The organism is Roseibium sp. AWQ4_290 (assembly GCF_056160985.1).
The window spans coordinates 199,715-224,335 of the sequence record NZ_JBSWYG010000007.1 but is presented as its reverse complement, the minus strand read 5'-3'; the positions used below and the strand labels follow the sequence as shown (position 1 = coordinate 224,335).

Annotated in this window: 14 protein-coding genes; 7 read left to right on the top strand and 7 right to left on the bottom strand. The window is 59.2% G+C overall.

What is annotated here, in order from left to right; genetic code table 11:
• Positions 1-23 precede the first annotated feature (23 nt).
• The 6 genes from ACXAH0_RS09480 to ACXAH0_RS09455 form a co-directional block, all read right to left on the bottom strand.
• A complete protein-coding gene (locus ACXAH0_RS09480; RefSeq protein ID WP_475174581.1) occupies positions 24-1,199 on the bottom strand; it encodes an alpha-D-ribose 1-methylphosphonate 5-triphosphate diphosphatase in 1,176 nt (391 codons plus the stop codon).
• A 179-nt stretch (positions 1,200-1,378) separates the two neighbouring features.
• Positions 1,379-2,203, bottom strand: a complete 825-nt coding sequence (locus tag ACXAH0_RS09475; RefSeq protein ID WP_475190609.1) for a phosphodiesterase — start codon at positions 2,201-2,203, stop codon at positions 1,379-1,381.
• 77 nt (positions 2,204-2,280) lie between these two features.
• The gene (locus ACXAH0_RS09470) at positions 2,281-3,543 is read right to left on the bottom strand and encodes an extracellular solute-binding protein (protein WP_475190606.1); all 1,263 of its coding nucleotides are present in this window, start codon (positions 3,541-3,543) and stop codon (positions 2,281-2,283) included.
• Between the two features lie 121 nt (positions 3,544-3,664).
• On the bottom strand, positions 3,665-4,600 hold the full coding sequence (locus ACXAH0_RS09465; RefSeq protein WP_475190604.1) for a carbohydrate ABC transporter permease: 936 nt from the start codon (positions 4,598-4,600) through the stop codon (positions 3,665-3,667).
• A complete protein-coding gene (locus ACXAH0_RS09460; protein ID WP_475190601.1) occupies positions 4,597-5,517 on the bottom strand; it encodes a carbohydrate ABC transporter permease in 921 nt (306 codons plus the stop codon). The genes ACXAH0_RS09465 and ACXAH0_RS09460 overlap by 4 nt, the downstream gene beginning before the upstream one ends.
• On the bottom strand, positions 5,517-6,620 hold the full coding sequence (locus ACXAH0_RS09455) for an ABC transporter ATP-binding protein (RefSeq protein WP_475190640.1): 1,104 nt from the start codon (positions 6,618-6,620) through the stop codon (positions 5,517-5,519). The genes ACXAH0_RS09460 and ACXAH0_RS09455 overlap by 1 nt, the downstream gene beginning before the upstream one ends.
• Before the next feature lie 178 nt (positions 6,621-6,798).
• On the opposite strand from ACXAH0_RS09455, the gene ACXAH0_RS09450 reads away from it, so the two are divergent.
• From ACXAH0_RS09450 to ACXAH0_RS09420, 7 genes are all read left to right on the top strand, one after another.
• Positions 6,799-7,200, top strand: a complete 402-nt coding sequence (locus ACXAH0_RS09450; RefSeq protein ID WP_475174570.1) for a LysR family transcriptional regulator — start codon at positions 6,799-6,801, stop codon at positions 7,198-7,200.
• Positions 7,119-7,688 (top strand): LysR family transcriptional regulator substrate-binding protein, encoded by a 570-nt coding sequence (locus tag ACXAH0_RS09445; RefSeq protein WP_475190599.1) that lies wholly within the window; start codon positions 7,119-7,121, stop codon positions 7,686-7,688. The genes ACXAH0_RS09450 and ACXAH0_RS09445 overlap by 82 nt, the downstream gene beginning before the upstream one ends.
• A gap of 375 nt (positions 7,689-8,063) precedes the next feature.
• Positions 8,064-9,428, top strand: coding sequence for a TolC family outer membrane protein (locus tag ACXAH0_RS09440; RefSeq protein ID WP_475174566.1), 1,365 nt, complete (start codon positions 8,064-8,066; stop codon positions 9,426-9,428).
• Positions 9,429-9,613: 185 nt separating this feature from the next.
• Positions 9,614-11,830, top strand: a complete 2,217-nt coding sequence (locus ACXAH0_RS09435; RefSeq protein WP_475190596.1) for a type I secretion system permease/ATPase — start codon at positions 9,614-9,616, stop codon at positions 11,828-11,830.
• Entirely contained in the window at positions 11,827-13,140 is a 1,314-nt protein-coding gene (locus tag ACXAH0_RS09430) for an HlyD family type I secretion periplasmic adaptor subunit (protein WP_475190593.1), read from the top strand. Before ACXAH0_RS09435 ends, ACXAH0_RS09430 begins: the two co-directional genes overlap by 4 nt.
• A 30-nt stretch (positions 13,141-13,170) precedes the next feature.
• Positions 13,171-13,950, top strand: a complete 780-nt coding sequence (locus tag ACXAH0_RS09425; RefSeq protein ID WP_475174561.1) for a transglutaminase-like cysteine peptidase — start codon at positions 13,171-13,173, stop codon at positions 13,948-13,950.
• Positions 13,951-14,097: 147 nt separating this feature from the next.
• On the top strand, positions 14,098-14,769 hold the full coding sequence (locus tag ACXAH0_RS09420) for a hypothetical protein (RefSeq protein ID WP_475174559.1): 672 nt from the start codon (positions 14,098-14,100) through the stop codon (positions 14,767-14,769).
• Between the two features lie 168 nt (positions 14,770-14,937).
• Here ACXAH0_RS09420 and ACXAH0_RS09415 read toward each other — a convergent pair whose 3' ends face one another.
• Positions 14,938-23,808, bottom strand: coding sequence for a T1SS-143 repeat domain-containing protein (locus ACXAH0_RS09415; RefSeq protein WP_475190591.1), 8,871 nt, complete (start codon positions 23,806-23,808; stop codon positions 14,938-14,940).
• Between the last annotated feature and the right edge of the window lie 813 nt (positions 23,809-24,621).

The following is a 24,621-nucleotide window of genomic DNA, read 5'->3' as shown; positions in this document are numbered from 1 at the left end:
ACCAACCGGCTGAAAGGGGGTCTTCAGAGCACCCTTTTCCCCTGGCGCCAGGCCTGTTTGACAAAGGGATGGCTGCCCTCGACCCCCACATGCAGAAGATCTGCCCGTTTGCCCGGGGCAATCTCCCCCCGGTCGGTCAGGCCAGCCACAGCCGCCGGCGTTTTTGAGACCATGCGCAGGGCAGACGGTAAATCGTCGGCAAAGCTCTCGTCAAACCCCATATGGAAAGCGGCATCCAGCAGTGAACGAGGCACGTAGTCGGAGGCCAGAATATCCACCAGCCCTTCGGCCATCAGGTCTCTGACCGCGACATTGCCTGATTGCGAGCCCCCGCGCAGCACATTGGGTGCGCCGCCGACCACATGCATGGACTGAGCCTTGGCCTTGCGCGCTGCCTCCAGGGTGCAGGGGAATTCGGACACCGTGATCCCCTCGCCCACGGCTTCATCAATATGCTCCAGCTCCGTATCGTCGTGACTGAGCAGCGGCAAGCGTTCGGCATGGGCCAGGGCCACAATGGCTGGGCGTACCCTGGCGCTGATCTCATCGGAAAAATTCAAAAGCTCCTGCGTCGCCCGCTCGACCGTCGGGCGCGCCTCCCCAGTCTCGGCCATCCGGCGCTCGATATAGGCCTCGACATCCCGGCTCTGGCGCCGGCCCGGCAGGTGTTCCATAACGGACACCATGCGCACAATATCCTTGCCGATATTGTCTTCGGTCAGCCGGACTGTTTCCTCATCGGTGATTTCGCACCGCAAATGCACCAGGTGCTCCGATCTGAGCATTCCGGCAAACTGGGCTTGTTGCAGCGCGTCGATCATCGGGCCGAGAATTTCGCGCCGTTCCGGGTTCTTTATGGTGGCGCCAACACATAGGCTGTCAAACACGGTGGTCACACCGCTGCCAATGATCTGCGCATCATGGGCAAGGGCCGCCCGCACCGGATCCCAGCGCACATGGGCACGCGGAAAGATATGCTTTTCGAAATGGTCGGTGTGAATGTCGACCAGTCCCGGAAGCAGATAATCCCCGCCAAGGTCAATCCCCGCGCCCGGCGCGAGCCCGGTGTCGATAGAGACGATCTTGCCGCCGGAGAACGTGACATGCCCGTCCATGACCTCGTCGGCCAACACAATCCGGGCATTTTTGAGGATGATCAGGTCCTCCCCTGTAGACAACGTCTTTCCGGCGACTGTCATGGCCCACTCCAAGGCAGCGGCCCAGGCACACCGGCCAGGGCCCTTCGGTCCAAATTCAGCAAAGAAGCCTTCTACCCGCTGCTGCCCGGCGATTTGTGACAATTTGGGCAAGAGAGTGTGACAATTCACAGCCCTTATCCGGGGGAAAGCGTCTGAAGAGTCACATGAGCGTAAGCGGCCTACCGAACCATGGTCAACCGGTTCCAGTCCGCATAGTCGGGAGATCCTTCCCGGCGGATCTCACCCTGATAGCCGAATTCGATCAAATGCACCATCACCGAAGCGTCTCCTACCAGAATGACAGAGTAGCTCTCCGGCAGATCCGACGCACTCAGATTGCGCTCATTGCCAAAATCCGGCCAGCCGGCATGGTTGGTCCCCCTTGGGGCGCTGAACGGCACCCCGTGAAAGGAGCCCGACAGGGGCAAATGACAATGGCCATGGAACAAATGCCGGATGCGCGTCCGGTAGCGGCCAATCAGCGCTCCGAAGGCTTCAGCATCCTGCAACATGATCTTGTCCATGGGGGCAATGCCGGTCGGCACCGGATTGTGATGCAGGAACAAAAACACATCGCCGCTGGAGGCAGCCAGCTGCGCCTCAAGCCAGCCCAGCCGGGTTTGACAATAGAATCCGGCATGGGAGTTGGGGGCCCAGGTGTCCAGAAAAAGTGCCTGGCCTTGGGATAGTTCCAGAGCGGATTGCACAAACCCGTTGACATCCGCAAGTTCGGGAAAGACGGACAGGAACACATCCCGTTCATCGTGATTGCCAATGCACAGCTGCACCGGTACCGGAACGGCGGCGATCAGATCCTTCAGCCGGAGATAATCCTCCCGGTCCCCCCAGTCCGACAAGTCCCCGGTGATGACGAGGGCCTCCGCATCCGGGTGATGGGCGAGCGCGTGGGCCAATGCCGCTTTGAAATTCGCCTCCGGATCCCGCCCCCCAATGGTGTCGCCCGGTTTTGTCAGGTGAATATCCGTAAGCTGGAGAAGCTTCATGTCTTCCTCCCTTCTTCTTTATGAAAACCGCTGCCCGCACGGACGGGCAGCGGTCTGAGTGCGGTGATAAGGACGGCTTAGTTGCCGGACGGCAGCAGGTCGCTGACTTCTTCGGAAAGCTCGTCCTGAAGGGCGGGCATGTCGTCGTATTCTCCGGTCACAATGCCTTCGATGCCGTCATAGATGACCTGGGTGATGGCAAGGCCATTGTCCCCCGGATAGGCCTGCCAGTCGCGCAGCAGCGGCAATTCACGCACGGCCGTTTCCTTGTTCGGGTTCTTCTTGTAGAAATCCGCCAGGATCACCTCGTTGGCCGCCTTGTTCGGCGGCATGTAGCCGGTCGTGCGGGCGACTTCGGCAGCCCCTTCGCCGGAGGTGATGAATTTCAGCCACTTCCAGGACGCATCCAGCACTTTCGGATCATCGCTCGCCGACACCAGCATGGCGGCATTGCCGCCCGCCGGCAGGCCTTTCGGACCGCTGGCCACAAAGCCCGGATACTCATTGGTTTTCAGATCAAACGGGCCTTTGGAGCGCTCAACGGCTCCCAGGGCAGAGGTGGACCAGTACATCATGCCGATCTCACCGGCAGAAAAGGACGCAAGCGCCGCTTTCCATTCGATGTTCTGCATCTTGCAGCCCCGGAACAGGGACTTCATGGTCTCAAGCGACTTCAGGCCTTCCGGCGACGCAATCTGAAACTTGCCGTTTTCCATAGTCGGCTTGTCCTGGGACCACATCAGAGCCTGCAGGAACCAGTTGCCGGTGATGTTCCAGCCCCAGAACATCGGGTTCTTCACGCCCGCCTCATGCAGCTTGCCACAAACTCCGATCACGTCATCCCAGGTTTTGGGCAGCTGATCCGTCGATGTGATCCCGGCCTTGGCCATCAGATCCATGTTGTAATAGCCTACCGGCAGGGACACGGAGAACGGCAGGCCGTAGATCTTGCCGTTGAACGTGCTGAGCGACAGCATGGCATCGTGATAGCCGTCTTTCGCAAAGTCTTCCTCTTTCACGATGAACGGTTCCAGGGATCTGGCAATACCCTTGTCCACCAGAATGGCCTGGCGGTTGAGGCCCTGCATGGTCACATCCGGCAAGGTGCCGGCCACGGCTTCGCGCAGGATCGTGTTGGTGCCGTCCTCATAGGATTCGTAGGTCGCCCGGAACTTGATCTCGATATTCGGATACTGCTCCTTGAATTTCGGCAGGATCTTTTCGTAAGTCACATCGAAAAGATGGCTGTAAGGATATGCAAACTCGACGGAAACCAGATCTTCTGCCCGGGCTGCCGTTACCGACAGCAGCAGCGCTATTGCAGTGAGGGTCTTTTTCATGGAACTCTCCATATGTTGCCATGGGACCGGCAGGTCGCCAAACATGTCCGGTCCCGAGTGATCCCCGTTGCGGGATTTCGGTGATGGGACCGCCGCAAGGCGGTCCCGCAAACTGGCCGGGTCATTTCATGCCCGACAGGGTGATGCCTTCGATGAAGCGCCTCTGGGCAACTAGAAAAGCGGCGATCAAGGGTGTCACGATGATCGTGGCAGAGGCCATCATCGGCCCGAAATTGTCGCCATCCGCATCGCCCTTGAATTCCCGCAGACCCAGGGGCGGCGTGAACAGGGAGCGATCGCCAGTGACCACGATGCGCGGCCAGAAATAGTCGTTCCAATGGGCGACCACCGAGAAGATCGCAAAGGCCAGAAGCGCGGGAACTGCAGTCGGCAGCATGACCTTCCAGATGATGGAAAATTCGCTCATGCCATCCATGCGGGCGGCGTCGATCAGATCGTCCGGAACCGTCATGAAAAACTGGCGCATCAGAAAGATGCCGAAAACCGAAATGGTCCAGGGAATGACCAGGGCCGCATAGGTGTTGGTCAGCCCGAGCTTGGCCAGCATGATATAGAGCGGCAGCGCGATGGCATGGACCGGGATCAACAGGCAGAACAGCACCAGTCCGAACACTGCCTCCCGGCCCCAGAAGCGCAGCTTGGCAAGCGCATAGGCACAGGGAAGCGCGACCAGAACCTGCAGGAAGAAGATCGAGGCGGTCACCACCACCCAGTTGAAGAGGTAGCGCAGAAGCGGTGCCTTCTGAAAGGCGGTGGTATAGTTGTAGACGACCGGCGTCACCATGCAGTCGGCGGCCGCCTTGCCCAGCGCAACGCAGTACTCATCCCGGAAGGGCGCCTGGGAGCCGAAAAATCCGCCTGTGTTCTGCAGGATTTCCGCAGGGCTTTTGAAGCTGTAGCTCAGCATCACGTAAAACGGCAGAAGCACGATCAGGCTGCCCAGGATCAGCACCACATGTTTCAAGGTTTCGGTTGCCGAGAACCGGAAGGACGGCATGCTTGCTGCATGATGTACTGGAAGAACTGTCTCGCTCATGTGTAATGCACCCTGCGTTCGACCAGCCAGCGCTGGAGCACTGTCAGCAACATGACAAAGCCCAGGAAAACCACGGTGATCGCTGCACCAATGCCCATGAGGTTCTGCTGGATCGCCTTTTCATAGATTGCGAACATCATCACATAGACGGATTTGGAGGGGCCGCCGCCTTGCGGATAGAATGCTTCCACCGTGTCAAACACCTGGAAGGACCGGATCAACGATATGGTGACAACAAAGACAGTGGTCGGCCCCAGCATCGGCCAGGTGACCAGCCGGAACCGGTCCCAGGCGGATTGGGCGCCATCCATCTCCGCGGCGTGGTAAAGCTCACGCGGAACGGATGTGAGCCCGGCCAGATAGAGCACCATGTTAAAGCCGAAGCCCTGCCAGACCCCGATAAAGGCGACCGTCCAGATGGCGTAATGCCGATCGGTCAGCCACAAGGGAAAGCCCTGCGCGCAGCTGCCGGCATACCAGCTCCAGCTTTCCAGAAACGAGCCACAGCCCCGGGCCAGCTTGGCATTGACGATGCCGATGGTCGGATGAAGGGCAAATTCCCATACAATTGCCATGGCGATCAGCGCCGCCATCACAGGCAGAAAATAAATGGTCTTGTAGAGGTCGCCGAAGCGCTTCGTTGACTTGATCAGAAGGGCTGCACCCAGGCCCAGCCCGACCGACAGCGGCACCACCACAAACACATAGCGGAACGTGGCTCCGAACATCTTTTCATAGGTCGATCGGGTGAAGATCTTTTCGTAATTCTCCAGTCCGACAAAGGCGGCGCCAGGGTTGCCAAGGCTGTAATTGGTGAAACTGAGAACACCAGCCACCGCAACCGGTACCAGCAGGATCAGCACCATGAGCAGCAGCGCAGGTGCCACAAACCAGTAAGGGGCTCTGCTCGGCTGCATCACGCCACCTCGGCCACAGTACCGGACGAGGCCTTGCTCAAGCCGATCCGCTTGCCGTCCCTGCCGAACACGAGAGCCTGGCCTGGAACCCGCTGGACCTGGACGGACTGACCCAAAGAAACCGCGAGTCCTTCGGCCGGGGTCACCCGGACCACCAGCCGGTTCCCTCCGTCAAGCACCGCCACATGAAGATAAATATCCGCGCCAAGATTTTCTTTGTGCACAACCTTGCCGCCAAGACTGTCGGGAGCATCTTGCGCGCACAGCACCAGATGCTCCGGCCGCAAGCCGATGCTCACGTCCCCGGCATCTCCGGCGCCGCCCGCACCGGCAATCCGCGACAGAACGATGCCCGCACATTGCGCCACCCCCCCGGCATCAAGTCTGCCCCGCAGCAGATTGATCTTCGGCGCCCCGACAAACTCCGCCACCCGCAAATCTTGCGGATCGTTGTAAATCTCTTCCGGCGTGCCGAGCTGTAAAATGTCCCCGCTCATCATCACCGCCATGCGGTCGGACATGGTCAGCGCCTCCGCCTGATCATGGGTCACATAAACAAAGGTCGCCTTCAGGCTGCGGTGTAGTTCGGCAAGCTCCGCGCGCATGTGAATACGCAAGGCGGCATCCAGATTGGACAGGGGCTCATCCATCAGGAAGGCGGCCGGCTTGCGCACCATGGCCCGGCCGAGCGCAGCCCGCTGCCGCGGCCCCCCGGAGAGCTGGCCCGGCTTGCGTGTCAGAAGATGGTCGATTTTCAGGATTTCCGCCGTCTCCCGCACCTGAGAGCGGATCGTTTCATGGCCGGACCGCGCCAGCAGCGGCCCCACAAGCGGCAGACGCCCCCAATAGGACAGGTCCCGCAGCCGCAACGGCGTCATCATGTTCTCGGCAACAGTCAGATGCGGATAAAGCGCATAGGACTGAAACACCATTGCCAGGTTCCGCCGGGCCGGCCGCACCTCATTGACCACCTGCCCACCAATGGACACCGTGCCGGAAGTCGGCGCTTCCAGCCCCGCCAGAATGCGCAGCAATGTCGACTTGCCGCATCCGGATGGGCCGACAAGTGTCAGGAATTCGCCACCTGAAATCTCCAGGTCAATCCCGTTTAGGACCGGCGTCGTTCCGAAGCTCTTTTCATCCCTGACAAGGATATTGCACTCATGAGCTGCTCCCGTGTTCTGGGAAGGAGCCTATTGAGGCAGATTGAACCGTCTATGACGTTATATAAGCGTCGCTAATGGCATTTAAGGTTCGGCAGCTCTTCGACATGGAACTGTCATGAACACCGCCCCAAGCCCCTATCAAATCAAGGCCTTTACCTATACGGCCCGCGAAGGCAGCTTTTCAGAGGCTGCAAAAACGCTTGGCGTCAGCCAGTCTTCTGTCACCCAGCACATTGCCAAGCTGGAAAGCCTGATGGGCACACAATTGTTCATCCGCCGTCGCGGCGGGCTGGAGTTGACCCGGGCCGCCAAGGAACTCTTCGCCATTTCCGACCGGCTTGCCACCCTGGAACAGCTCATAAACGAGAAGATCGGCGACTATGGCGCCCTGACCGACGGTCATATCCGGCTGATCGCCAATGCCCCCGCCCCGCCATGCCGATCATCGCAGAATATGGCAAACGCTTTCCAAGTGTGCAGATCGACTTCACACTCTATGACTGGACCTCGGCCATGACCCTTGTGGCCGAACGGCAGGTCGACACTGCCATCATCACCGAGCCGGAGTCCCGCAGCACCTTGTTCACCCACGAGGTCCGGCGCAGCCGCTACAAGGCCCATATGCGCAAGGACCACCCCCTTGCGGGCCGGTCCTGCCTGTCCTTGCGCGATCTGCAATCGGAAACCCTGGTTTTGCCGGAGGATGGCTCACTGACCCAGAAAATTGCCCGCGCCAAGATGCGCGATCATGGCCTGGCCTTCCCGCGCATCCTGCGCACCACCACTTTTCCCATGGTGAAAGAGGCAGTCTTGCACGATCTGGGCATCGGCCTGCTCTTGGAAAACAGCCTCTTTCCCTCCGAGATGATCAGTGCGGTTTCCGTCGACGAGATGCCCGAGGACTACCGGGATTTCATCGCCATTCCGGCTGACAAACGCGAGCTTCGCCTGATCCGGAGCTTCCTGGATGTGGCGATTGAGGTGCGGGCTGGAGGCGGCTTCTAGCAAGGCCCGGTGAACTCGCGCCCAACCGCCACGCTTTCACCACATTAACGTCAAGTTCAACGACCTAAGATAAATGTTTAAAAACAAAGATAGGCATTTGGATTTAAAGCCGAAAGTAATTGATTCGGAAACGAGGCTTTCCCGACCCCGCTCAAAGGGGCCGAATTCAGGCATTTAATGGCCACATTTTATACCGTAACGTAAATGGAATATTTACGATTAAGCGATATTTATCAATAGCTTATGAAGAATTCGTTGCCCAGCCGCAACACTTGCAGCCTTTAGAAGTTACAATTTGAAACATACGCTTTGGAATACACCAAAAGCTATGTAGTGTGCTGCGGAATATGTACAAAATCAGTGGCCTTTTCGTCTATGCGTATTATTTCTGCCTTCCTGTTAAGTGTGTGTTTGGTTGACGCGTCTGCTGCGGCCGACCTCAGACAAATTGTCCAAGAAGCCGTGTCCACCAATCCGGAAATTCTGGAATCTGCGGCCAATCGACGCGCGCGTGACCATGAATACCGGCGTGCGCAAGGGGCGTTTTTACCCACCCTGGACCTGTCGGCCGAAATCGGTCCGGAGCGCCTCGACCAGCCCAACTCCCTGGAAGCCGACGAAAACGACACCTGGAAATTCTCCAAGGAATTTACAGTTACTGTAAGACAATTGCTGTTTGACGGATTTTCCTCCGTCAACGAGGTCTACCGCCAGAGCGCCCGAGTAGATGGCGCCGCCTTGCGGGTGATGGAACGCTCAGAAGCGGTCGCACTGGATGCAGTGGAAGCCTATATCGACGTTCTTAGAAACACCGCCATCCTGTCCAAGGCCCGTATGAACGTCCAGAAGCACCGGCGGATCTATTCAGACGTGCGCACCCGCTTTGACGGCGGCGAAACCGGAGCCGCAGACCTGGCACAGGCTCGCGAGCGGGTTGCGGCCTCCGAAGTCATTGTGTCGGAAGTGCAGCAGTCCCTGCTCGATACGATTGCCAAATATGAACGGGTCGTCGGCAAGAAGCCAGCCTCGCTGGCACCTGCCAAACCCGCCAGCCTGCCGGCTGCCTCGGTCAACCAGCTGGTGGATGCTGCTGCCCGCGTCCACCCGACGATCCGGGCCGCCATGGCGGATGCAGACGCGGCAAAGTTCGAATTTGAATCCACCAAGGGCAATTTCCTGCCCGAAGTCTCCCTGCAGGGTCAGGCAACCGTTGGTGACGACGTGGGCGGCATCGAAGGCCGCAACAACGAATATTCCGGCAAGCTGCAGTTTTCCTGGAACATTTTCAATGGCGGCCGCGACAGCGCCTTTACCCGGGAAACGGGCGAGCGCCTTGCGGAGGCCCAGATCCGTGTGGATAAGGTGCGCCGCGAGCTGAAAGAAGGCATCGAGCGGTCCCATGCAGCTGTCACCACCACGACCGACAGGATCAGAGCCCTGCGGGATCAGCTGGACGCCAACCGTCAGGTGGTGGAAGGCTACCGTCAGGAATATGATATCGGCCAGCGGTCTTTGCTGGATGTGCTCAATGCGGAGAACGCTCTCTTTAACAGTGAAATCGAATTGATTTCAGTGCGCGCCATCTACGCCTTCTCCACCTATCAGCTCCGGGCGACCTCCGGAAACCTTCTTGCCTATCTCAATGTGACCGCTCCGGTCGAAGCAACAGAGGGAAAACGCGAAGCGGCCTCCATTCTGCCTTCGAACCCGCTCAACCTTGAGCCGTTACGTAAATTCTAACAATTTCCATGTATTTTTGGTTTGCCGAACCTTAGGCAAGCTCATACTTTATTTCCACGCATCGCAGCTGGGAATTGCCGCAAAGGACCTATATGGCGTTTGCCACCGGACATTTCTTGAACCGGACCTAGGGGAATTTTGCGGCAGATCCGTTGCGGTGCATCATTCTGTGGCCCACGCAAGATATGCTTCAGCAAAGCTCTGACGAGACGCCCAAGACGGATACCGCCCAGCCGCCTGCCCAGGTGGACAGCGACCCTCTGGCCGCGTGCCTGAAATATGCCGCCCGGATACACGGGCTTCATGTGACGGATGCAGTTTTGTGGTCCGGCCTGCCCCAGGACGGCACCCGGCTGTCCATGGATCTCCTCGACCGCGCGGCCCGGAATTGCGGCCTCACCGTTCTTCCGGAAAAAATGGAGCTGACGGCCCTGCCCCAGGCGGCGCTGCCCTGCATCCTGACAATGAAGGATGACGAGATGCTGGTCCTGACCGGCATGGACAACCAAACCGGAACGCTCGAGCTGGTCGATCCGCTCCAGTCGCCAGAGGCACGGCCCCGCGTACTTGCGGACGTCCAGTCCAGTTTCAGCGGTTATGTGATTTTTCTTCGGCCAACGGACGACACGGCCGGGCACAGCGAAAAGACCCTGAGCCCCCGGGGACACTGGTTCTGGAGCACGGTGTCCGGCTTTTGGCGCGACTATATCCATGTCGCCATCGCAGCCCTGCTGATCAATCTGCTTGCCCTCGCCTCCCCGCTCTTCACAATGAATGTCTACGACCGGGTGGTGCCGAATTTCGCCATTCCGACCCTGTGGGCGCTCGCCATCGGCGTTGTACTGACCCTCATTTTCGATTTCATCTTGAAGGTCGCGCGCGGACAGATCATCAATGTCGCAGGCAAGCAGGCGGACACGGCCCTGGCGGGCAAGATCTTTTCCCATGCACTGGCCATTGATTTTGAAAAACGCCCGGTCAGTTCAGGGCAATTCGCCAATCATATCCGCGAATTCGAGACGGTGCGCGAATTCATCACCTCGTCTTCGCTGGTCTCGCTCATCGACGTGTGTTTTATTGGCATCTTCGTCGCGGTCTTGTTCCTTCTGGTCGGCCCCATTGCCGTCGTTCCCCTGGCGGCCGTGCCCATCGTTCTGGTCATCAGCCTGTTCGTGCAGGCGCCGCTCTCCGGCGCCATCGAGCAGTCCCACCGGGAAAGTGCGATCCGCCACTCCATCCTGGTGGAAAGCATTGCCAATCTGGACACGGTCCGGGCCCTGAATGCTGAAGGGCGGATGCAGACCAAGTGGGAACGCTCTGTCGCCGCCAGCAGCGCTGCAATCATGAAGGGCCGGTTCTGGGCGCTCCTGGCCCAGTCGGGAACCGGGCTGGTCCAGGCCTCAGTCTCCATCGTGATCATCGTGTGGGGGGTCTATCTGATCCAGGCAGGAACGATCAGTATGGGCGCTCTGATCGCCGCCATGATGCTATCCGGGCGGGTGCTGGCTCCGCTTGCAAACGTCGCCGGTACGCTCACCCGCCTGCGCCAGACCCTGCATTCCTACAAGATGCTGAACGACATCATGTCGACCGAAACGGAGCGCAAACCGGGCCGGACCTATATCAACAAGCGCATTGCGACGGGGTCAATTGAGGTCAAGGGCGTAAGCTTCCGCTATCCGGGCGCGGAAGATGACAGCCTGAAAAACATCTCTTTCAAAGTCTCGCCCGGAGAAACGGTCGGGCTGATCGGCCGGGTCGGGTCCGGCAAGAGCACCATCGGCCGCCTTCTGTGCGGGCTCTACTATCCCACAAACGGCACCGTCCTGATCGACGGGACGGACACCCGCCAGTTCGATCCGGCGGACTTAAGAACCAATGTGGGTTATCTGTCCCAGGACAATGTGCTTTTCAGCGGCACCGTGCGCGACAATATCAGCGCCGGAGACCCGTTTGCCGACGATGAGGCACTGCTGGAAGCAGGCAGAATTGGAGGTGTTGAGGATTTCGTGGCCCAGCATCCGCTCGGCTATGATCTTCAGGTTGGTGAAGGCGGCCGGTTCCTGTCCGGCGGCCAGAAACAGGCCGTTGCCCTGGCCCGTATGCTGCTGCGCAGGCCGAAGATCCTGTTCCTTGACGAGCCGTCCAGCCACCTGGACCTAGCGTCTGAACGCCGGCTGATTTCCCGGCTGATGGCCTATAATTCTCCGGACACAACCGTCATCATCAGCACCCACCGCATGAGCCTTGTGGAACTGACCGACCGGTTGATCACGCTGGATTTCGGCAAACTCGCGCTGGACGGCCCCAGACAGGAGGTTCTGCAGAAATTACAGGATCTGGGAGCCGTTCACTCCGCTGCACAGCAGGTGCCGCATGTGACCAAAGGAAGCGGCCCATGAACTCCGGCAGCTGGACCTATGCAAATGACCTGCGGGATGTCATTCGGACACGCCCTCCCAGATTTGCGGCAAATGTGATCCTGATCGCCCTCATTCTGCTCGTCACCGCTTTTGTCTGGGCCTCCTTCGCAACGATTGAGGAAGTCACCCGGGGCGATGGCCGCGTTGTCCCGTCAAGGCAGATCCAGGTGGTACAGGCTCCTGAGCGCGGGATCGTGGAAAAGCTGTTTGTGCAGGAAGGGGACATTGTTGAAGAGGGCCAGCCGCTGATCGAAATCGACGACACGGCTTTTTCTTCGCAGCTTGGCGAAATCCGCCAACGCCGCTGGGCGCTTATGGCCCGCGTGGCCCGGCTGGATTCCGAAGCCGATCGAAAGCCGCTCTCCTTTCCGGAGACCCTGAAAGCCGAAGCGCCCGGATTGATCGAAGAGGAAAGAAACGTCTACCGGGACAAACAGGCAAACCTGCAAAACGAATTGCGCGTTCTCAAAACTCAGGCCGCCCAGCGTGAACAGGAATATCTGGAACTTCTGGCCAAGCAGCAGAAGCTTGAAAACGTGAATGCGATCCTGGAACGGGAAGTTGAAATCAAGCAGAGCCTTTATGACCGCAAGGTCCTTCCCGAAATTGAATTCCTGCAGTTGCAGCGTGAACTGACGGAAAGCGAGGGGGAGCTGGCCATCACCAAAGCCTCTGTCCAGCGGGCTCTCGCCGCACAGCAGGAAGCCGAAGAACGCTCCAGCAGCGCGATCGCCACCTTCGTGTCAGAGGCCAGCCAGCAACTTGCGGAAGCTAACGGCGAATTGGGCGTGATCAACGAAACCTTGAAAGGGGCTGCAGACAAGGTCCGCCGCACCGAGCTGGTGTCTCCGGTCAAGGGGATCATCAACCGGCTCAACATCACAACCATCGGCGCCGTCGTGCAGCCAGCCGCCGATCTGGTGGAGATCGTCCCGCTTGAGGACACGCTGCTGATCGAGGCGCAGATCCGGCCCAAAGACGTCGCCTTCCTGCATCCCGGTCAGGCAGCGCAGGTGAAAATCACCGCCTATGACTTTTCCGTATATGGCGGCCTGGAGGGCAAGCTTGAGCGGATCAGCGCCGACACGACAGAAGATGAAGAGGGCAACCGCTTCTTCCGTGTCACGATCCGGACCGATAAAAATTTTCTTGGACCGGACACCGATCCTTTACCAATTATACCAGGAATGGTGGCCTCGGTTGATATATTAACCGGTGAGAAAACCGTCCTCGATTACATCTTGAAGCCAATCAAGAAAGTTCGGGACGAAGCCCTCCGGGAGCGCTAACCGTCTCGACCAAACGAGGCGTGCGACAAGATGGGCAACAGGGCGGCCGTAACGGCTGTGCCGGCGACACGGAAACAGGCAGGATTTGCAACAGCAAGCCTGTGCCTTTTTGCCTTTGCGCTCCAGACTCTCATGATGGCTCCGGCCTGTGCACAGGATCGTCCGGCCCCGGCGCAGCTCGAAGCTACGGCCCAAACAATCGCGGTGCCCGGTGCACGCAGCAAAGCCTTGCCCTCAACCCGGCTTTTCGGAAGGCTTGGCAAGCCTGTTTCACTGTCACCGGTGACAAAACGCTGGCAAAAAGCACTCGCGAAACTGACCGAAGGACACAGGCCTGACAGCTATTCCGCTCTGCTCAGCCAGCTGCGCCGGGAGCGCCTTGGCCGCCAGATCCCGAAGGTGAACGCAGCGGTGAACAGGCTGCTGACCTACCGGGATGACAGCCAGCTCTATGAAACCGGTGAGTACTGGGCGAGCCCGGCCGAAACCCTGTCACGGCGGGCCGGAGATTGTGAAGACTACGCCATCTTGAAATACGCTCTCTTGCGCGATCTGGGCGTGGACGACAAGGACATGCGCGTTGTTGTGCTAAGAGACAAGGCCACCCGCCAGTTCCATGCGGTTCTGTCCGTGCGCTTCAAGAAAAATTGGCTGATTCTGGACAACCGGTTCTCCCGCGTGCGCTTTGAGCGGGACCTGCCCCATTACCAGCCGCTTTATGCGGTCAATGCGGCCGGGGAATGGGCCTACCAACCGCCCAAGGGCACATCCGTGCGCCTCGCCGCACGCCTGAAATCCACGACCGAATAGGTCTTCGTCCCGCTGTCAAAACAGTTCTTTGAAGATCTCACTCTTTCCTCACCCAAAGGAGGAAATGCGTGTTATAGCCAATTTATGGAAAAGACGGATTTCACCAACAAGTTTCAAAAGACTTTTTTCTTTCGCCCAGTCTTAGCGATGACGGTTGCAACACTTGCAATATCTGCATCCATAGTTGCGGGCGGGCATATTCTATCGCAAAACCAGGCGGCCGCTCTGGCGGCAGACAGGACCCGGACAGAGGCAGCCCAGGCTCAGCTTCTCAAGGCCCTGAGTGACGCGCATCAGACGCCGGCGCGTCTGCGCCTTGAAGAGCTCGCCGGTCTGCCGCTCGTTCCCGAACTGGTGGAACTGGCCGGAACCCGGCCCGGCACCCAGGATGTGAAGGAGCTCAAAGCCTATCTTCAGACGGTTATGGACGCGGCACGGTCAGATACCGGACTGACCCAAATTGCACTTCTGGACACAAACGGGCATGAGCTCATCGGCTCCAAGGCAGCCCCCTCCCCTGATGCGCGTCCGGCCCGCAGGTTGTCCGCGCCGGTTTTTGGCCTCTCGCAAACGGACCAGCCGGCCGGGCAAATTATAGGCCTGCTGCCAGAAATCACCGTGACCCTTTTGCCTGACGGCACGGACCTGCCCCGGGCCGGCTCCACAGCTTCCATTCCGTCACCATCTTCCGGAGCTTCAGTTTCATCAAGCCGCATACCGGAGCAGACCCGCATATTTTCCCTCGCTGCTGGCCTTGCCACTGCCCTGATCGGATTAACAAGCGCACTTGTGCTTCACACACGCCGGAAGCGGAGCTGATGCCAAGCGCGGTCAAATAGCTCAGGATCAATTGCGCTTGGCATGAAACGCAGCGCGGGCGGCTAAAAGCCCGTCAAAGCAACCTGAAAACACGCAAAACGGGCGGCCAGTTGGGCCGCCCGTTTTCATTCGCTCTCGCATAGGTCGCGCAGCCAGCGCTGCCCGTGATCAGGCGACCGCCGTGACCGGCACCTGGGCTTCCTGGCCATCCTGATCCAGAACGACCCGGACCGTGTCCCCCATGGAGGCATGATCCTGCAGGACCGCAGCCTCTTGCCAGTCGAATTCCCCGCCTGCACCGTCCATGTCAACTTGAAGATGGATCGCTCCGTCCGGACCTTTCTGGACCCGCACAAAATCTTCTGCGGCATCCTGAGGCCCGAACGCACCATCCAGAAGCGCCCCAAGATCGATTTTGTCGCCATCCGCAAGGGAGTAGTCGGTGATAAGATCGGCCTCGGCCAGGGATGTCAGCACGAAAGTATCCGCCCCATCACCACCAGTCAGGGTATCCGCTCCGAGCCCGCCAATGAGAACATCATCGCCCTGTGTGCCTACAAGCACGTTGTCACCGTCATCTCCAGTGATCTCAGAGGCTGTGACGACCACCCGAAGCTGCCCATCACCGGAAAGAGACGTATCGGCTGTTTCGCTTTGCGCTCCGGCCTCTTCCGGCACCGTCTCCGTGCTGGCAGCGTCCTGTGCTGCTGAGGCACTGCCGTCCTGAGCAGTCTCTTGAGACAGCATTTCAAGCTCGACGCTTCTTGAGACACTTGAGCCATCGGCAAAAACAAGGTCGAAGGTGACAGTCTCGCTTGCCTGAGGTGCGTCTTCGCTGACAAAGGTAACCGTCAGATCTTCCGAAACATCAATCACACCTTGGGCCGGTGCCTTCGTCACGGTGATTGCAGTGAGCCCGGCAGCCACCTCTTGTGTCGACGCCGTATAGATCACCAGCGCAACTCCGGCGGCCATGGCCGCCGACTGGCGCATCACGTCTTCACTATCTGCGGATGCATCGTCTGCCAGCGCGAAGTTCGTTCCTGCATAGGACCCGGTGGTGCCATCGGTCCGGGTGAACGTGCCCTCTGCTGTCACCGTGTTGCCATTGAGCGTTCCGTAGACGGGGCCCGTTTCCAGGTCGATCGCCGCAATCCCGCGCTCTGTGAGGGAGGACAGCTCACCGGGCTGTGAAACCCCGTCCGAATTAGCATCCTGCCAGACCTTGATATCGGCGAACCGGTCGTCCCGGGCGTCGAGAATGCCGTCCGTATTGCTGTCGAAACTGGCCAAAGCCTCCAGAGAATCCGCGTAAGAGCCGCCATTAAAGACTTCCGAGAAAAGTTCCGTTCCGTCCTCAATCGCGCCGGAGCCGTCCAGATCAACGGCCAGCAGGCCATCATCGGCGCCAACCCATCCTGCAGTCTCCGCGGTGCCGTCTCCATTGTGATCAAATGCGACTCCCTCAGAAGCAGACAGAAGCTCCACACCGTCGCCGTCGAGATCCAGCACAACCGGATCTGCCGTGAACCCGAAGTCTGACGCATCGATATCGCTCGCCGGGACCCCTTCCAGAACCGCCACATACTGGTTGTTGACCGTATCGTAGATGACGGCATTTCCAGCGCCATCATCCGTGACCGTCAGATCCGCGAAGGTAAGACCGCCGGTGATCACCAGCTTGTCGGTCCCATCCTTGAAGTCAGTCACCCGGTCTGCACCGGACAGTGTGCTGCTGCCTTCACCAGCTCCAAACACGAATGTGTCCGCATTGGCTCCGCCGGTCAGCGTATCCTTATCAGCGCCGCCAACAAGTTTGTCATTGCCAGAGCCGCCAAAGAGCTCGTCTTCACCGGCCCCGCCGACCAAAGTGTCCGCACCGGCCCCGCCGTTCAAAAGATCGTTCCCACCTTCGCCCAGCAATGTGTTGTCGCCACTGTTGCCTGTGATGATGTCGTTGAAGCGTGAGCCCTGGATCTCCTCGATGCTGACAAGGTCGTCGTGCTCGATCAGATCGCGCGCAATTCCGCTAGTCAGGGCCCCCCAACCAAGGGATTTGTTGGAGAGTGCTGTTGTCCAGCCCAGATCCATACGCACATAGATGCCCTCAGAACTGCCGCTGTAGTCAGCGCGGTCGTGTCCCGTGCCCCCATCGAGCAGGTTGAAGCCTGTTCCGCCACTTAAACGGTCGTTCCCCTCTTCGCCGTAGATCGCATCATCGCCGCCAAGGCCGCTTAGGAAGTCTTTTCCGTCACCGCCCCAGATCGTGTTATCGGCCGCATTTGCCGTAATCAGGTCGTTGAACTGCGTGCCAATGACATTCTCAACACCGATCAGATCATCATGGGTGACAGATCCGTCGGCAATGCCCTGGTTGAGCGCAATCCATCCCAGGGATTTGTTGGAGAGTGCTGTTGCCCAGTTCTGGTCAAGCCGCACGTAAACCGAACGCGAGGCTGCTGAATAGTCAACCGTATCAACCCCACTGCCGCCCTCAAATGTGTTGTACCCAATGGCAGACAGCAGCCAGTCGTTGCCACCATTGCCCTTGATCACCACCTGATGGGCACTTGTACGGCTCGTGGTATCGGCAATGTCATCCTGCTCCCCACCAGTGAAGGTGATGGCATTCAGATCAAGATCGGTCGCACTGAAGTCACCGGAGACGATAAGGGCATCCGCGCCGCCCAAGCCGTTGATATCGATCTTGTCGATCGTATCCAGTTCGGCAATGACCGAAGAGGGCCCGCCCCAGGCGGAACGCGAGACCACAATCTCGGTTCCAGCGGCCAGCGTTTCCACCGCCGCGCCGACCCGCGCCAGATAGTCCGCGACCGTCTCGACAAAGAAGGTTTCCGAGTCCGCAGACCCGTTGACACGGAATGTGTCTGTTTCGCCGGCGCCCGTGCCGCCCGAAGCCGCACCGCTGACCTGATCCCGGCCGTCGCCCACGGACCATTCCGCCGTGTCATCGCCGTCCCCGCCGATGATCCGGTCATCGCCTTCACCACCAATCAGAAGATCTGCGCCCCCATTACCGGTCAGCGTGTTGGCGGCATCGCTGCCAACCAGAATGTCGTCTCCTGCGCCCCCGGTCGCGTCCTGCTGACCGGACACGCTGTCATTGCCAATCACTGGCGGCACGGCGCCAGTCCGGTCTGTGGCCGTTTCTGCTGCAACCGTCTGGCCGAGAACCATCTGGTTCTCGTTGCTCAGATTGACAAAAACGCCTGAAGACAGGTTGGAATAGTCCATCGGAGACGCACTGCCTGCCGCATCCACACGGACAGTAAAGGTGCCATCCGCACTGGCATCCCCGTCTGAGTCAACTGCATTGAAGGCAAAGGTCAGATCCAGATAATGGTCCGTCCCAACCGGTGCGGTGTGATCAAGCGGCCGGCGCAGCTCGAAGTCATAGCTGCCTGCCCCTTCATCGGAGAGCGACACGGTGAACACGATGGCTGCATCGTCAAAGCCGCAAGGCGCACAGTCCCCCGTATAGCCGACTAGAACACCGTCAACAAAGGCGTAGTTCACAGGCATGCCCTGGGAAGAGAGCGCACCAAGCGCTCCGTTCGGATCCGCAACGCTGACTGCATCTGCCGCAGCATTCGAAGCGAAGCTGACACTACGGTCACCCGGGAGACCGTCATTGTCATTGCCGTCATCAGCCCCCCAGTCGATCCCGAGCGGGATATCGTCCAGCGCCAGCAGACCGTCTTCTGCAACCAACTGATCGTCAACCGGCGAGACGGACGGCCCGCTGTCATTGATCCGGATGACGGCCCGCGCACTGTCGGTGTCCCCGTCTCCGTCAGTCACCGTGAACCGCAGATGCAGTCTGAGGGAATCCTGGCGGCCGGTTTCGCCTATATCAGCATGGTCAAAGCCCCGGAACTGTTCGAACGTATAGGTTCCATCCGGGTTGACGACCATCTCAAAGGCCTTGGTCTCTGTGCCTTCCAGAACACCGGTCAAGGTGATGACACCATTTGCGTCGGTGCTGCTGGCCCAGGTCACCGGCGTGCCGTCCACCGTCAGCGGACCGCGCCGGTCCGCCCCCGTGGCATCCGGATCGATGGCCCTTACGTAAGAGCCAATGGAGATAAAGGACACATCCGTCACGCTGGCCCCATCCGCGCCGCCATCAAATTGCAGCGCGCCATGGGCCACGGCCGGAGAAGACCCGGATTCGGTGAATTGCAGGCCGGACCCGCGCCGGACGGCAGACGGGCCATCGTCATCAAATGTCACATCCGCACCGACCGGAGCCTCCTTGGTCACCGTGTCCCCATCGGCGTCCGTTACGGTCAGAACCACCGAAAGCTTGCCATCCAGCGAGATATGCTCATCGGAACTGGACGTGTCGGGATGGCTCAGGGACAGATACTGGACAACGCTCATATCCCCGTTGTCATCGAGATGAAGCGCAAAGGCTGCTTCACCGGTCCCCGCGACGCGGCCCACAACAAGATCACCCTCAAGCGACAGCGTGATTGCCTGTCCTTCGGTCGTGAAGAGCCCGGAGGACGTGTCGTCGATCCGAAGAGACAGGTCCGAGGACGCCGGATCATCGGTGCCGCCAAGACCATTGACGCCGATCATGGCAGACTGCGCATAGACAGGCCCGGGAAGATCGGGGTCCGACCCCGGGGCAGTCACACCGGCAAACAGCTCCACGACCTCCGGATCATAGGTGCCGGTTGACGGGTCAAACACGTTGTCGCTGTGAAGCCCATAGGTCTCATCAATGCGGACATGGTCTTTAACACACAGCTCAACAACCGGAACGTCGTCCGTGATGGTCACCTGGAACCGGCCGGTCAGGCTGGCACTGTCACCATCTCCATCCGTAACCTCAATCACAGAGCCGAGATCGATCTCGCTCAGCGACCCGGTTCCGGCTAAGAGAGCCGAATTTTCCCCGTCTCCCGCCAGATGATCGAGCTGGTCATGGAGGCGCACCGCATAATTTCCGTCCGCATCCAGCTCAAGACTGATGACCGGACGGTCCGGCAGATCAAATGCGCCATTGCCATCGTCCACATAACCGACCAGGAAGGACCGGCCGGACAGCGCCACCACGGTGAAGGAGAGCGCCGCGCCCTGGGACTGCAGCCCCAGTGCCTCCATGTCGGCGGCCGCTGCCGCCGTGAACGCAAAACCCGCGTCAGGCCCCGCCCCATCCGCACCGGTCCCCGCCACTGTACCAAGGGAGCCGGAGGCAAAGGCCGGGCCGAAGAGGTCAGATGCACCGGTCGTCGACCCGTCGCTGTCACCGTCCCACGGCGCTGTTCCTTGCGAGAACAGACCGAAAATGTCGTCCTCATCCAGCACGACACGCTCCACGCCTTCACCAAGAGCCGGCATATCGTCGTCAACCGCAACGGAGAAGGAGGACGTGCCTGTGTCCCCGTCACTGTCCGTTGCGGAAAATAGGAAGGTAAGGATCAGGTCGTTTTCCGCGTCCCCTTCCGCGTGGTCCAGAACCTCCTGAAGGTCGAATTTGAAAGAACCGCTGTCCGTATCGAACAGTTCGACCGTGAAGATAACCCGTCCGCAGGCTGTCGCCGTCAAGACATCCCCGGCGCTGTTCAGGCTGTAGCTGAGCGCTTCGCCATTCGAGGTCAGGCCCAGCGCCAGCAAACTGTCAATGGTTCCTCCGGCCCCTTCGACAAAGGTGACCGCCCGGTCGCCGGTGCCTGCGGTTCTGCCGCCATTTTCGACCGAATTTTCATCATCGGCGCCCCACAGGACGCCAAGATCGCCATAAACGGTTGTCGGATCCTCGTCCCCGTCCAGCGTCTCATTGGTAATGGTGGCATTGTCGCCCGGAGCGCTATCGCCCAGGCCAGCGGACAGATCATCTTCGTCGACCACAGCGGACACGCCGCTCTGAATTTCCAGGGTCCAGGACTCAAGCTGGCCGGAGTCTCCGCCAAAGGAATCCGTAATTTCGAGGGTCCAGGCACCTGTTTGATCGCGTCCCTCAAGAAAATCGAGGTTCAGGTTCCCGGCCGGTTTCCACGTGCCGACAATACTGCTTCCCGCGTCGGCGATGCTGGTCGAAGCATCATCGTCAAACGACACGGTCCCATCGACGGCTCCCGTGCGGGAAAAGTCAGACAGCATCAGGGCGATCTGAGTGCCATCCGGCGCGATCAGAAACACTTCCAGATCACCGATAAAACTGTGCTGCAGGGCGATGGAAACATTGAGATCAAAGATCGTGCCCGGGGCGGCAATGTTGATCGTAGAGGAAATCGTTCCCGACGTACCTACGGCAGGAATGCGAAGATCGGCCGTTTCCGTGGTGACAACCGGTTCCAGGCTGTCCAGGGCATGGACATCGCTGGTGCGGAACAGGGGGCCGTCATCCAGAACGAGAACCTCAAACGCACCGGTGGCCGTGTCACCGTCACTGTCGCGTGCCGTGAAATTGAATGATAAAGACAGCGCATCCTCGTCAAAAGGCGTCGTATCCTTGATGGGATGGTCCAGCGTGTCATCCAGAATGAACCGGAACGCTCCGGTGTCTTCATCTGAAAGGGCAACGCGGAAAACACTCCGCTCGTTGCCAGAGCCATATTGCGCATAAGCGGTCAGCATCGTGCCGTCATTGGACAGGACGTAGCTCAAAGCCTCCCCGCGCGAGGTCAGCGACGACAGGTCAAACGAATCCCCATTGCCATCCTTGATCGACAACAGAGAATCAGGGTCCACCACAAGACCGTCCGGCTGACCGGAAAACACGACAGCCCGCTGCCCCGCGCTGGAAGCCGCGTCCTGAACCGGCAGATCGTCCACCACCGTGTCGGCCCCGGTATCAAAGGCATCCGCCCTCCAGTCAATGCCGAGCGCTCCGCTGACACGGTCCGTCAACGGCGTTCCGGCCTGGTTGGACGCCCCATCCAGAGCAACCGGATAGGGATCGTCCAGACCGCCGGGAAGGTCCTCCTCTTCCACGATCCCCCGGTCACTGTCCCCGACCAGCGGTCCGCCATCTTCGACAGTCACCTGAAAACTGGCACTGGTCTCATCCCCGTCACTGTCGCTTGCAACAAAGTTGAAGGTCAAAGGCAGATCATCCGAGGCACCACAGGATCCGGGCGAATCGTGGTCCAGCCCTGCCAGAAGCTCGAACGTATAGGAACCGGTGCCGTCATCGGACAGCGTGACCTCAAAGACCTTGTCCGCCTCGCTGCGGCCTGCGCCGCGATAGGCGGTCAGAACCGTGTCTCCCGACGACAGAACATATTCCAGCGCAACACCGCCGGAGGTGAGCCCGGCAACCGGCTGATCCGCCGGTGCAGCAAACGTGATGGACCGGTTTCCCGTACCGCCGGGGGTATCCTGGACCGCCCCATCGGCGGCCGCATCGCCCTGATCCGCGCCCCAGACAACATTCAGGGCGCCAGAGGCGATCCGGCTGCCAGCGTCTGCTGACGCGTCATCTGCCAGCGCAGTCTCTTGAACCGTTCCATTTTCAGCGCAACCGGTCTGCGGCGCATCATCGCCGATGGACACGCGGAAACCGCTCTCCACTGCATCGCCATCTCCGTCAGAGGCAAGAACGGTGAAATCCAGATCCCAGACCGTGGACTGGTCCTCAGAGCCGGGCGCTGCATGATCAATCGCCCCGAGCAGTTCAAAGGTGTAAGCGCCATCGCCGTCATCGGACAGCGTCACAACAAAGACCTTGTCCCCATCGCCTCGGCCCGCTCCTGCATAGGCCGTCAAAACCGTGCCATCCTGCGACAGCACATACTCCAGTGCCTCCCCAAAAGACGTTGTCGGCTGGGTTGGCTGATCCGCGACTGCCGCAAAAACCACAGAGCGGTTGCCCGTTCCACCCGGCGCATCCTGACCATCGACATCCACGGCGGCATCGCCGTCGTCTGCGCCCCAGGTCAACCCGAGGGACCCGCTCTTTGTCAGACTGGTTCCGTCCGGAGCTGTTCCCGTTGCAAGGTCGCTTTCCTCAAGGAGGCTGTTTTCGGCCTCTCCGGTCAGCGGTGCGTCATCTGTTATATTGATAGTGAAGGCAGACGATGCGGAATCCCCATCGCTGTCGAACGCAGTGAAGCCAAAGGTCAGCGGCAGGCTGTCGCCCGCGCCCTCGCCGTCATGGTCCAGATTGCCCAGCAATTCGACCGTATACTGGGCGCTGGCGCCGCTGCCTGACCCCGTGATCTCCAGCGTGACTGTGAAGACGGTTTCGCCACTGCCATCATCTTTGGCAGCCACCAGCGTCTGCCCGCCATCGGGATTGGTCGTGACCGTCAGCACAAGCGGAACCCCGTCGGAGGTCAGACCGGTCGGCAGGCTTGCAAACTCAAGTCGGGGAGAGGTTCCGGGATTTGCACCGAAATCAACCGCAAGGCTGGCTGTAACCGTGACCGGGGCATCCGGATCCGTTCCGCCGGGGGTATTGGCCTCGTCCAGCGTGCTGTCCACCGGCGTCCCGATGACCGGTACCGTGTCCACTTCGCCATCCAGGTCACCGCTAAAAACATCCTCAATGAGGAAGGAATTGTCGAGCGGCGGCTCTCCTTGCAGGAGATCCGTAATGCCAAGCCCGTCACCGAGCCCTCCGATATCGGCCGCCTGGAAGTTCTGGCCAGAGCTCTGCGCGCCGCCAAGGGCCGCACCCAGATTGCTGGTGGGGCCGGCGGCCGTTTGCAGGTCGTCCGCAGTCTGCAAGTTGGCAACGTCTTCAAAACCTTCAAGGGAGAGGGTCTGTTCCGGGCCAACAATGGCAACCGGGGCCTCCGCGTTCCCGTCAAAAAACCCTTTCACGACCACCGACCCGCCGTCGGAGAAGATCATCTGCAGATCGCTCTCGATCCGGAAAAAGGAAATGTCGTCGTCGAGGATCTGCCGGAAATCGACCTCCTGCCCAGCCTGCCGCTCCAGCACGATGGACTGGTCGGCTGCGGGCCCCTCAAGTCTTAGAGCAGAAGGTGCCGCAGGGGCGGAACCTTCACCTTGAGTTGTAGAGATCGTGGAGGCCTGCGCAATCCGGACAAATTCGTTCATATCTCAAACTCTATTTACTTACGACCAGTTTTCATAAAATAGGCTACCGAATATTTACATATTTTTCACCATACGAGAAAGCCCGAGAAACATTAACTTTAGAAAAGGTAAACGCAGAGCTCGGAATTTAAATGGAAATTAAATGTAAACAGCCGAACACGGCGGAAATTCGGCAAATTGAAATTATATTTATTAAAATTTTAGATTTTATCGTAATTTTTTAGTAGTTTGTGACCCTCCCGACACACAAGCCACAACCTGACCAGAGATTCAATTCAGAGAGTCTTCAAAGACTAAAGCTATCTTCTTGAAATTTAGTTTGATTTTTGGACGAAACCTCGCCTTGAGAGCCCGAACCCCGCCACAAGCATCTTATTCTTGCCATATTCAAGCAATTTGGACGCGAATGCGTCCAGTCCAGGGCCGAGATATCAGAGGGTTGCGTTTGCGTATGCCGACGGGTACCCTTCACCTCACATTTTCATGAAAAGACGTAAACCAAAGACAGCGCACCGACAGCCAGAGGCATGACAGATCCAGGGCCGGAAGGTTGGCTGGTTGCGGCAAAAGCCTTCTTTCCGCTTGAAGACCCTGGCCGCGCGCGCAAACAACCTGAAGAGTGACCGCACCGGCAGAATGAGGAAGCTGAAGGGAAAACCATGGAACCATCCCCGCGCTCAGGCAGGCCGGCGGGTGGGGGCAGATCGCGCAATAAATGGTGCGTGCGACGGGACTCGAACCCGTACAGCCTAGGGCCTCCAAATTATAGGTCTGATAGACGAAACTGGCCAAAAAAAGCTAGACCATAAACAT

Excerpts from the sequence above, each read along its gene's own strand:
- ACXAH0_RS09425 (WP_475174561.1), top strand. The coding sequence starts at position 13,171 with ATGGGCAACAGGGCGGCCGTAACGGCTGTGCCGGCGACACGGAAACAG.
- ACXAH0_RS09420 (WP_475174559.1), top strand. The coding sequence starts at position 14,098 with ATGACGGTTGCAACACTTGCAATATCTGCATCCATAGTTGCGGGCGGG.
- ACXAH0_RS09435 (WP_475190596.1), top strand. The coding sequence starts at position 9,614 with ATGCTTCAGCAAAGCTCTGACGAGACGCCCAAGACGGATACCGCCCAG.
- ACXAH0_RS09470 (WP_475190606.1), bottom strand. The coding sequence starts at position 3,543 with ATGAAAAAGACCCTCACTGCAATAGCGCTGCTGCTGTCGGTAACGGCA.
- ACXAH0_RS09465 (WP_475190604.1), bottom strand. The coding sequence starts at position 4,600 with ATGAGCGAGACAGTTCTTCCAGTACATCATGCAGCAAGCATGCCGTCC.
- ACXAH0_RS09460 (WP_475190601.1), bottom strand. The coding sequence starts at position 5,517 with ATGCAGCCGAGCAGAGCCCCTTACTGGTTTGTGGCACCTGCGCTGCTG.
- ACXAH0_RS09475 (WP_475190609.1), bottom strand. The coding sequence starts at position 2,203 with ATGAAGCTTCTCCAGCTTACGGATATTCACCTGACAAAACCGGGCGAC.
- ACXAH0_RS09415 (WP_475190591.1), bottom strand. The coding sequence starts at position 23,808 with ATGAACGAATTTGTCCGGATTGCGCAGGCCTCCACGATCTCTACAACT.
- ACXAH0_RS09450 (WP_475174570.1), top strand. The coding sequence starts at position 6,799 with ATGAACACCGCCCCAAGCCCCTATCAAATCAAGGCCTTTACCTATACG.
- ACXAH0_RS09440 (WP_475174566.1), top strand. The coding sequence starts at position 8,064 with ATGCGTATTATTTCTGCCTTCCTGTTAAGTGTGTGTTTGGTTGACGCG.
- ACXAH0_RS09430 (WP_475190593.1), top strand. The coding sequence starts at position 11,827 with ATGAACTCCGGCAGCTGGACCTATGCAAATGACCTGCGGGATGTCATT.
- ACXAH0_RS09445 (WP_475190599.1), top strand. The coding sequence starts at position 7,119 with ATGCCGATCATCGCAGAATATGGCAAACGCTTTCCAAGTGTGCAGATC.
- ACXAH0_RS09480 (WP_475174581.1), bottom strand. The coding sequence starts at position 1,199 with ATGACAGTCGCCGGAAAGACGTTGTCTACAGGGGAGGACCTGATCATC.